The 9,637-nt window shown below is 61.4% G+C and carries 10 protein-coding genes; 4 read left to right on the forward strand and 6 right to left on the reverse strand.

All coding sequences use genetic code 11. From position 1 onward, the window contains the following. The first annotated feature begins 2 nt into the window (after positions 1 to 2). Genes arsC through GBJ34_RS15755 form a run of 4 tightly spaced genes read left to right on the forward strand, consistent with a single transcriptional unit; the run spans position 3 to position 3,402 of the window. The gene (gene arsC / locus GBJ34_RS15740; RefSeq protein ID WP_151720156.1) at positions 3 to 428 is read left to right on the forward strand and encodes an arsenate reductase (glutaredoxin); all 426 of its coding nucleotides are present in this window, start codon (positions 3 to 5) and stop codon (positions 426 to 428) included. A 3-nt stretch (positions 429 to 431) separates the two neighbouring features. Next, the gene (gene arsB / locus GBJ34_RS15745) at positions 432 to 1,505 is read left to right on the forward strand and encodes an ACR3 family arsenite efflux transporter (protein ID WP_151720157.1); all 1,074 of its coding nucleotides are present in this window, start codon (positions 432 to 434) and stop codon (positions 1,503 to 1,505) included. Continuing rightward, on the forward strand, positions 1,502 to 2,215 hold the full coding sequence (gene arsH, locus GBJ34_RS15750; RefSeq protein ID WP_151720158.1) for an arsenical resistance protein ArsH: 714 nt from the start codon (positions 1,502 to 1,504) through the stop codon (positions 2,213 to 2,215). The genes arsB and arsH overlap by 4 nt, the downstream gene beginning before the upstream one ends. Next, positions 2,212 to 3,402, forward strand: a complete 1,191-nt coding sequence (locus GBJ34_RS15755; RefSeq protein ID WP_151720159.1) for an MFS transporter — start codon at positions 2,212 to 2,214, stop codon at positions 3,400 to 3,402. The genes arsH and GBJ34_RS15755 overlap by 4 nt, the downstream gene beginning before the upstream one ends. Positions 3,403 to 3,622: 220 nt before the next feature. Here GBJ34_RS15755 and GBJ34_RS15760 read toward each other — a convergent pair whose 3' ends face one another. The 6 genes from GBJ34_RS15760 to GBJ34_RS15785 all read right to left on the reverse strand — a co-directional run bounded on the left by GBJ34_RS15760 (position 3,623) and on the right by GBJ34_RS15785 (position 9,068). Then, positions 3,623 to 3,955 carry a helix-turn-helix domain-containing protein gene (locus GBJ34_RS15760; protein WP_151720160.1) on the reverse strand — a complete coding sequence of 111 codons (333 nt, stop codon included), beginning with the start codon at positions 3,953 to 3,955 and terminating at the stop codon, positions 3,623 to 3,625. 165 nt (positions 3,956 to 4,120) lie between these two features. Next, the gene (locus GBJ34_RS15765; protein ID WP_151720161.1) at positions 4,121 to 4,651 is read right to left on the reverse strand and encodes a response regulator transcription factor; all 531 of its coding nucleotides are present in this window, start codon (positions 4,649 to 4,651) and stop codon (positions 4,121 to 4,123) included. Beyond that, a complete protein-coding gene (locus tag GBJ34_RS15770; RefSeq protein ID WP_192931252.1) occupies positions 4,648 to 5,967 on the reverse strand; it encodes an ATP-binding protein in 1,320 nt (439 codons plus the stop codon). The genes GBJ34_RS15765 and GBJ34_RS15770 overlap by 4 nt, the downstream gene beginning before the upstream one ends. A 178-nt stretch (positions 5,968 to 6,145) precedes the next feature. Beyond that, complete coding sequence (locus GBJ34_RS15775) at positions 6,146 to 7,204, reverse strand: cytochrome C (protein WP_151720163.1); 1,059 nt, start codon at positions 7,202 to 7,204, stop codon at positions 6,146 to 6,148. Next, on the reverse strand, positions 7,201 to 8,667 hold the full coding sequence (locus GBJ34_RS15780; protein WP_151720164.1) for a cytochrome c: 1,467 nt from the start codon (positions 8,665 to 8,667) through the stop codon (positions 7,201 to 7,203). The genes GBJ34_RS15775 and GBJ34_RS15780 overlap by 4 nt, the downstream gene beginning before the upstream one ends. Beyond that, entirely contained in the window at positions 8,667 to 9,068 is a 402-nt protein-coding gene (locus GBJ34_RS15785) for a hypothetical protein (RefSeq protein ID WP_151720165.1), read from the reverse strand. The genes GBJ34_RS15780 and GBJ34_RS15785 overlap by 1 nt, the downstream gene beginning before the upstream one ends. Positions 9,069 to 9,637 lie beyond the last annotated feature (569 nt).

The raw sequence follows: 9,637 nt of genomic DNA on the forward strand, positions 1-9,637 counted from the left end.
TCATGGACATCATCATCTACCACAATCCCGCCTGCGGGACCTCGCGCAACACGCTGGCCATGATCCGCAATGCGGGTGTCGAGCCACATGTGATCGAATATCTGAAGACCCCGCCGAGCCGGGCCATGGTGCAGGCACTGGTGGCCAGAATGGATATCACGCTTCGCGCCTTGCTGCGCGAGAAGGACACGCCCTTTGCAGAGCTTGGTCTTGGCGATCCAAACCTGACCGACGACCAGCTCCTTGACGCCATTGCGGCACATCCGGTCCTGATGAACCGACCGGTCGTGGTGTCGCCCAAGGGCGTTCGCCTGTGTCGCCCGTCCGAGGATGTGCTGGATCTGCTGCCGCCACAGCAAGGTGCGTTCACCAAGGAGGACGGCGAGCAGGTCGTCGACGCGGCGGGCAACCGCATCAGGTCCGCCTGAACGATGGCATCTTCCCCCTCGCGCCGCCTGTCATTCCTTGACCGCTATCTGACGGTCTGGATTTTCGCCGCCATGGCCCTTGGCATATTGATGGGCTCCGTGATCCCGGGGCTGCCCAACCTGATGGAAAGTCTGTCCATCGGCACCACCAACATCCCGATTGCCATCGGCCTGATCGTGATGATGTATCCGCCACTGGCCAAGGTCCGCTACGAGGACCTGCCAGAGGTCTTCGCCGATCGCCGCGTGCTGATCCTGTCGCTCGTGCAGAACTGGCTGATCGGTCCTGTGCTGATGTTCGTGCTGGCGGTGATCTTCCTGCGCGACCACCCCGATTACATGACCGGCCTCATCCTGATCGGCCTGGCGCGCTGCATCGCCATGGTTCTGGTCTGGAACCAGCTTGCGCGCGGCGACAACCAATACGTGGCGGGTCTGGTCGCCTTCAACTCGATCTTCCAGATCCTGTTCTTCCCGGTCTACGCTTGGGTCTTCCTGACCGTTCTGCCGCCACTCTTCGGGTTGGAGGGCAGCGTGATCGACATCAGCATTTGGACGATAGCTGAGGCGGTGCTGATCTATCTCGGCATCCCCTTTGCTGCGGGCTATCTGACCCGCCGCGTGCTGATCGCCCGTCGCGGACAGGCCTGGTATGCAGAGCAGTTTCTGCCAAAGATCAGCCCGCTGACCCTGGCGGCACTGCTCTTTACCATTGTCGCCATGTTCAGTCTGAAGGGTGGCGATGTTCTGACCCTGCCGGGCGACGCGCTGCGCATCGCGGTGCCGCTGACGCTTTATTTCCTGATCCAGTTCACCATCAGCTTCTGGATGGGGCGGCTGATCGCCGCCGACTACCCTCGCACGACGGCCATCGCCTTCACTGCCGCCGGCAACAATTTTGAGCTGGCCATCGCTGTCGCCATCGCGGCCTTCGGGCTGGCGTCTCCTGTGGCCTTTGCTGCCGTCATCGGCCCGCTGGTGGAAGTGCCGGTGCTGATCCTGCTGGTTTCGGTTGCGCTGCGGCTCGGCCGACGCTGGTTCCCGGATGCCCCAACGAAAGAAGAGATGAAGGCGTGACCGATCTTCCGAACCTCACCGATGCTGTGCGTGTTCCTCTGGCAAGCGATTTGCTCTCGCCCTCGCGGTCAACACATGCGCCGCGGATCCTGCTGCTCTACGGCTCCCTTCGTGCGCGGTCCTACAGCCGATTCCTGACGCAGGAGGCCGAGAGGCTGCTGCAATATTTCGGCTGCGAGACGCGCATTTTCGACCCCAAGGGCCTGCCACTGCCGGACGAGACCGGCGCAGATCATCCCAAGGTGCAAGAGCTGCGCGACCTCTGCCTCTGGTCGGAGGGTCAGGTCTGGACCAGCCCCGAGCGTCACGGGGCCATGACCGGGGTGATGAAGAGCCAGATCGACTGGATCCCGCTGGCCATGGGCGCGATCCGCCCGACACAAGGGCGGACACTGGCTGTCATGCAAGTCTCGGGCGGGTCGCAAAGCTTCAACGCCGTGAACCAAATGCGGATTCTTGGACGCTGGATGCGGATGCTGACGATCCCGAACCAATCCTCGGTCGCCAAGGCCTATGACGAGTTCGACGAGGCCGGTCGGATGCGGCAATCACCCTACTATGACCGCGTGGTCGATGTGATGGAGGAGTTGGTGAAGTTCACCCTCCTGACGCGTGACATCTCCGCCCAGCTGACGGATCGCTACAGCGAACGGAAAGAGGCCGCCGAAGCACTGGAAGCCCGGCTTCGACTGGCCGAGGCCGTGCGATGACCCTTGCCACATCGGCCTTGCCCCTGCGGCGTTGGCCGGTGATCACGGCGCTCGGCATCGTCCAGATTTTCGCCTGGGGCAGCAGTTATTATCTGATGGCCCCCTTGGCCGGCCCCATCGTGGCCGATACTGGCTGGCCATTGCCATGGGTGATTGGGGCCCTGTCGCTCGGGCTGCTCGTTGCGGGACTGGCTTCACCCCGCGTCGGCACGGCCATTGCAAGACACGGCGGCAGGCCAGTGCTGGCTGGCGGGATGATCCTGCTGGCGACGGGCCTTTTGGTGCTCGCTGCGGCCCCGAACCTTCCGGTGTTCTACCTGGGCTGGCTGATCATCGGTCTTGGCATGTCCGCAGGGCTCTACGATCCCGCTTTTGCGTCCCTCGGCCGACTATACGGTCGCGACGCCCGCTCCGCGATCACCGCGCTGACCCTTTGGGGCGGGTTCGCCAGCACTGTCTGCTGGCCGATCTCGGCCTGGGCAGTGGAGCAGTTCGGCTGGCGGGGCACCGCTGCGGGCTATGGCCTCCTGCATCTGACGCTCTGCCTGCCGCTGATCTGGCGCATGATCCCCCGGGAGATGAAAGGTCCAGGGGTGGTCAAGGGCAGCTTGGGGCGGCAGGTCGCGCTTTCACCGACTGAACGACGTGCATTCCTGATCCTCGCGACCATTTTCACCCTGGCAGCAATCATCGCGGCTGTGGTGTCAGTCCATCTACTGACCCTTCTCGATGCGCGTGGCGTGTCCACAGCCACGGCCGTCGCGATGGGTGCGCTGATCGGTCCGGCACAGGTTGCCTCGCGGGTGCTGGAAATGGCGAGCGGGGGGAAACATCATCCCAAGTGGACCCTGCTGTTCGCGGCGATCCTCTTTGCTGCGGGTGTGGGCTTGCTTGCTTCCGGATTCGGCTTCTTAGGCTTGGCGCTCATACTTTATGGCGGCGGCAACGGTCTGTTCTCGATCGCCCGCGGTGCGCTGCCAATGGCGATTTTCGGACCGGAGCGGTATCCAGTCCTGATGGGGCGCATGGCGCGACCTGCGCTGATTGCCCAGTCCGTGGCTCCGCTGGCAGGGGCATTCGCAATACAGTTCCTCGGACCAACAACAGTGCTTTTTCTGCTAATGCTTCTCGCGGCATCTACATTGTTGCTCACCGTAGTGGTTACTGCTGCCCGGCAACGGCGGTGAACCACGTTCTTCCGCTGGTGGCGGGGAAGCAACCGGCAAGCCTCGCAACTGGCGAGGCAACGGGAAGAACGGGAAATGAAGCCAACTCCCGATTTCCCGGCTCTTCACGAAGACCCGAAAGACTGGGTGTGGATCGGGCATCGAAATCAGCTACGGGATGCGTCGTGCCTGCACAGTGACGTGGCTGTTGTGCTTCATATTCTGAGGGTTGCGCAAACTATCACAGGTTTGATTGATCGTTCGAGTGACTTGTCAGCGTGGCGGCAACCTCCGAAACCGCCAACTCGAAGCTCTCATGGCCGTATTTTCTCTTAAACAAATGCATTAATTCTATGCATTTTGAAAGAATCTGCTGGTCCAGATCTACTGAGGAGGCGAGGCGGCCCTCAAGCGTCTGCTGGATGCGCGCGCCAAGTTTCTTGGTCAGTGGCACCTTTCTTTGGATCAACTTGCTATACTGGCCTTGGGATATTCCAAGTTCCAGGGCGATCTCGGACTGACTCATCCGGCCGGCTTGGCGCGCATCTTCGATTTGATCTATGAGATCAGCCATTGTCTCTGCGCGTCATTCAGGATAAATTCATATTATGTATTATGACGCTCATAGATCAATCCAGACGGTCTTCGCAAGGACCTCCTCAGGATAGGGGCCGTCGCCAGGAAGGACAAATGCAAAGGTGGATAGGGCAGATTTGCCGCATCCACCCCGGGATGCGCCCTAACGAACCTGTTGCTTCGCAAGTTTCCGGGCCAGCGTCCGGCGATGCATGCCAAGCCGGCGGGCGGCCTCGGAGATGTTGAAATCCGCCTCGCGCAGAGTTTCGTGGATCAGTTCCCATTCATTCGTGCGCAAATTCGCCCGGCGCGCCGTCAGGGGCACATCGACGGCTCCCTCCCGGCGCGCAAAGGCCGCCTCGATCTCGGATGCGGTTGCGGGCTTGGCCAGATAGTAGATAGCCCCCAGCTTGATCGCCTCTACCGCAGTCGCGATAGAGGCAAAGCCGGTCAGCACAACGATGCGAGGCTGTGGTACGAGCGCCGCAATCTGCTGCACACAATCAAGACCGCTGCGCCCGGGCAGTTTCAGATCGACAATGGCAAAATCGGGGGGATTACTGGTGACTTTGGTCAGGGCAGATTCCGTGCTGAACGCAATGTCACAGTCATAACCCCGACGCGCGAAAGAAGCTGCCAGAGTTTCCGCAAGACCTGAATCATCTTCAACAATCAAAAGGCGTGGTGCGCTCATGACGCCGTCCCCACTGTCAGACTGGGCATGGTCAACACAACACGGGCACCTCCTTCGGAAGAATTGCTGATCGCGAGTGTCCCCGACAGCCTGCGCATGGCATTGACCGCAAGAAACAGGCCAAGCCCCCTTCCCCCAGCCCGCACCGGCGCGGAATCCGGTTTGGTCTCTCGATCCAGCACCACCTCGGGGAAGCCCGGCCCGTCATCGGTCAGACAAATCTCAGCGCCCCCTTCCGGCGCTGCCGAAAGCCTGACCTCCATTCGGCAAGCCCCTGCCTCCTGCGCATTGTCGAACAACTGGCGCAACGCCTGCGCCAGCATTGGGTCCGCAGCAATCTGAATATTGCAGGCGTCGGAGTCATGCCGGATGTCCAGAATGCCGCCTTCCGCTCGCCACCCCTCGGCAATGCCGAGGACAAAACTGTCGAGCGCAACCGGACGCATTTCCTCGGCGCGCTCCTGCCCCGAATTTTGCAGCATCTCTGACAGAATACGGCGACAGCGCGATAGTTCCACCAGCATACGGCGCAAGTCGGCCTCGCGATCCGGTCCTTCCGGGACACCCAGATCACGCCAGTCACCCAGGGTAACGGCCAGCGTGGTCATCGGGGTGCCAAGCTCATGCGCCGCGCCGCTGGCCAGAAGCCCCATTCTGACCAGATGATCCTCCTCCAACATCTGGCGCCGCAGATCGACGATCTGCGCGTCCCTTTGCCGAAGGTTTTCGGTGATGCGCAGCACGAACCAGGCAAGCAGACAGGCAGCCAGTGCGAAGGAGAGGAACATGCCCTGCAGATGCAGGTCAAAAAAGCTGGGACCCGCGGCATGGCTGCCGTGACCCGAATGATCCGCCGATGGCAGGATCATGGGTCTGCCGTTGCCCAATAGCCAGTAATGCGCGGCAATCGCAGCCACAAGGATCAGCAATGCCTGCCGGGCAGGCAAAAGCACGATCCCGAGGATGACCTGCAGGATGAACAATGTGACGAATGGGTTCGATGCGCCGCCGCTGAGGAAAAGAAGCATGGTCAGCGCGATCACATCGATCAACAACTCGGCCGTCACAGTCAGATCACTGACCGGCTTGCGGTTGCGCAGGCGCCACGAGGCGAACAGGTTCAGGAACACCAGAAAGGCGATGACCGGCGCCATCTCGCGGCGCGGCAAATCGACGCCAAGCCCGTAATGGGTGATGGTGATTGCGGCGATCTGACCGAGGATCGCCAGCCAGCGCAGCCGGATAAGAACGGCCAGATTGCGCCGCGCGGCCTCGGCCGATATCGCCCCGATCCCACCACGAGGAAACGTCATCATCCTTACCCCTGGTAAGCCCACCATATGGGAAGCCATATGAGACAGAGTGTCAGGCTTCCCTTGACGGTCTGATATGCAATCCACAACCAGAGATATTGTCGCATCAGGGCGCGGAAGCGGTGCCAAACGGATCTGGCCCCTCCCCCGCCCGATGCACTGCCGTCGGGCGAGGCGGGGATCATTCCACGGCCTCCGCAGCACTGGCGGCTGCATCTCTCGCGGCCTTCGACGCCGCGACAAAATCAGCCGTCTTCTCTGCAACGGCAAGGCGGTGCTCACCAACCGCGGCTTCGCGATACATGTGACGGCCAGCAACCATCATCGCGATGACCAGCAGCATGGCCCCGGCTGCAGGCCAGAAACCGCGCCCCACCTTTGCATCGGGTGCTTTCATGTCCAACCAGATCAGCGCGCAGGCGATTGCGGCAGCCACCGCCGACAGCGCAAAGACCGCATCGACGCCCTGGGTCGGACCGGGGACCTCGGGCAGCGTGAGCCATGCCAGCGGCCCGACAATGAATTGCAGAACCGATGGCCAGAAGGCCCAACGCCAGCCGGTGCGGATCAGCTCTGCCCGGGGGATGCCGATTTCGGCGATGTCTTCCTCGGGTTTGCGCCGGTAAGCCCAGACCATCATGAAGCCGATCATCGCCGGGCAGGACAGGATGAAGTGCGCATACCGGACCCATAGGTTCGGCAGTTGCAAGGCATCCCAGAAGCCGCGCACCTCTGTCCAGCGCTCGGGTTGCAACATCAGCGTGATCTGGGTCAGGAAGATCAGCGGAATGAAGGCGAAGATAGCGACGACCAGCGCCATCACGCCCACATGCAGCCCCCAGGGCAGTTTGTGCCAAAGGTATTTGTGCAGATAGGTCAACAGGAACGCCCCCGCGACCAGCGGAATGACAGAAATCCAGAAATCCCCGGTCAGCGCGTTCGCCGAATAGAAATACGTCGTGTACAGCGTGTTGATCGCCAGAAGCGGCCCGACGCCCAGAACCACCGCAATCGATTTGTTAACCGTGATCGAGGCGGCAAGATCATGGGCAAGGTTATCCCATTTCCTGCTCGTGCGCCCCTTGATCTCATACCAGAGTGTCAGGAAGGCCCCGCCGATCATCATGTTGATGAACACGATATGCATCAGGAAAAAGATCAGGAGCACAGCCACCAGGACCGGAACCGGAGCTGGCAGCGGCAGCGGCAAATCAACAGGTACGGGGGTTTGGGGATTCATTGGTGCTCCTCCGCGCTCGCGGTCTGGGTGCCCGCATCAGGTTGGCGCAGCTTCACGCCCGCGACCTGCGCGCCCGCAATCGCGGCGGGATTGGTCTGGAAGGTGGAAAGATACTCGGCCAGCACTTCGAGTTCGCGCTGATTACCCGGGAAAGGCGGCATGAAGGGCTGGGCCTCATGCATGAACTCCATGTATCCCATCGTCAGATCGGGGCTCCAGGGCTGATCCCCGAACATGCGGGCGAAGTGGTTGCGCACGGCATTGACCCCGGTGCCGGTGTGGCAGCGCGAGCAGGTGATCATGAAGACATCCTTGCCGTCCTGCACGCGCCCGAGATCCAGACCTGCCGGAATCGCGCCCTTCTCGGCTTCGGTCAGCGGCGTCGAATAGGTCGCCCAGGCCAGCACGCCATCCCGGGCGTAAAGCGGGTAATCCTCGACCCGAAGCCCGTTGGCATACATGTATTCACCGATGACATAGGGCTTGCGGACAAATTCGCGCACCCGCTCGAAATGGCCGGTGATCCAGATGATCCCCAGAAGTGTGAGCAGCAGAACCGGGCGCGGCACCCAGGCCGGTTTCCACACACCGAGTTGTGCCACCAGGGCAATCATCAGCGTCACCCCGGCCATGCCCCAGATCAGAGTCTGATGCCAGTCGACGAATTCCAGTGTCAGCATCGAGACGGCAAGGTTCTGCACCATGGTTTCCGGCACGACCGAATAATACCACCAGCCGCCGAGCAGCACGAAAGGCGCGGCCATCAGCGTGAACAGGCTGACAGAGCGCAACGCCTGATAGCGGAACGGATCATCCCGCCGCGTGAAGAACAGGGTCAGGGTCATGGCGATGATCCCGGCCATGGCCAGCGCAAGCGGGGTGCGGAAGGCAAGCTGCGGCAGATAGACCGGGTTCGTGAACCCTTCCCACAACGTGTGATTGCTCAGCCAGTTGCCCGGATCCATCATGAAGCCAAGGATCGAGACGATGATCGCCATCGTCACCCAGCTGAAGAAGCCAAGCGCGAAACCCAGACGGATATGGCGGGTCTTGCCGATCCCGTCACCCGCGCCACCCCAGGCCTTTTTCTTCCAGGTCAGGAAGTAACACAGGATCAGCACGACCTCGGTGATGAAGACCAGCCATTCGATGAACCAGCCCCACAAGAACACCCGGATCAGCGAACCGATCGAATAGGGGTTCACCAGCGAGACCGAAAACCAGATGCCGACGCCGGTCAGGGCGCCCACAGTGGTGGTGATCAGGAAGGCAAAGAACAGGATCCTGTAGGCCAGCCGGTCCCAGCGGGGATCCTGCTTCTTGTGGCCATACCACTCCATCGCGGCGACCAGAGGCATCATGCCGACGGCCAGCCCATGGTTGATCAGCACATGCAGCACAGCAATGACGGCGATAAGGCCGCGATTGCCAAGCGCATCAAGGTGGAAGATCGGGAAATCCATCAGACGGCCTCGGTTTCGGTGGTCAGAACGGTGCGGCCCTCCATCTGGTCAGAGGCCAGACGCACCAGAAACGCCGCGTGAAGCGCAAAGATCGCAAGGCCGAGCCAGGGCATTCCGCCGCGCACGGCCAGCAAAAGCCCGCCGACCGCCAGTGCAAAAGCGAAAGCGCCGGGGAGCCACAGCAGCATCAGATCGAAGGCATGGGCTGGCGGCCTGACACGCCTCATGGCGCGCCGCGCCGCCACCGCTCCGAACAGCGCGAGCACTGCAAGCGCCAGCGCCCCGACGAAAGCCATGAGGGACGGGCTGGCGATCAGCGCAAGGACAAGGGTTATCAGAATGACATTCGCTACATGCCAGCGATGCGGTCGTCGCTCCAGCCAGTCGAAAAAGGCTTCCATGATGGGGCTCCGGGTGGGTACACTCACCCCACAGATCACCCGTAAATGCTGCATCGTGGATTGGACAAACTGTCCAACCCCTCCGGCGTTATCGCCTCTGATGGCGTCAGGGGTTGGACAGTTTGTCCAGGGGGCAGCATGACGCGGCGATGCTATCAAGCGTCATCTCGTCCAGTTCCCTTGTAAAGACTGCATGAGATGCATGTGTCAGGGAGGGGTTGGGAGGCGTCCCTTGTCCCCGTCCCTGATCCGCGTCCCGTTGATTCCAAAATTCCGACGCGTAGGCCTCCGCCCGAAATCCCACCGGGCGGAGGCTTTGCCTTTCTGTCACCGCCATTACCGGATCTGCCAACGTCCAATCCAACCGCCAGTCGCCGGTTGCGTGAGGGTCGGAGCCGCCCGGTGAGCTACTCCGCGTTCCTTGGGCAGTTTTCGGGGATATTTAAGCTAGGATCAGGACCCATTGATTGTGATGCTGTTCGGTGATTCAGAGGGGGCCAGGAGACCCTTCTGATGAGCAATCTATTCTGGCTGGCTGACGCGCAGATGGCGCGGCTCGAGCCGTTTTT

It is taken from the genome of Gemmobacter serpentinus (assembly GCF_008973825.1).
Lineage (GTDB): Bacteria > Pseudomonadota > Alphaproteobacteria > Rhodobacterales > Rhodobacteraceae > Gemmobacter > Gemmobacter serpentinus.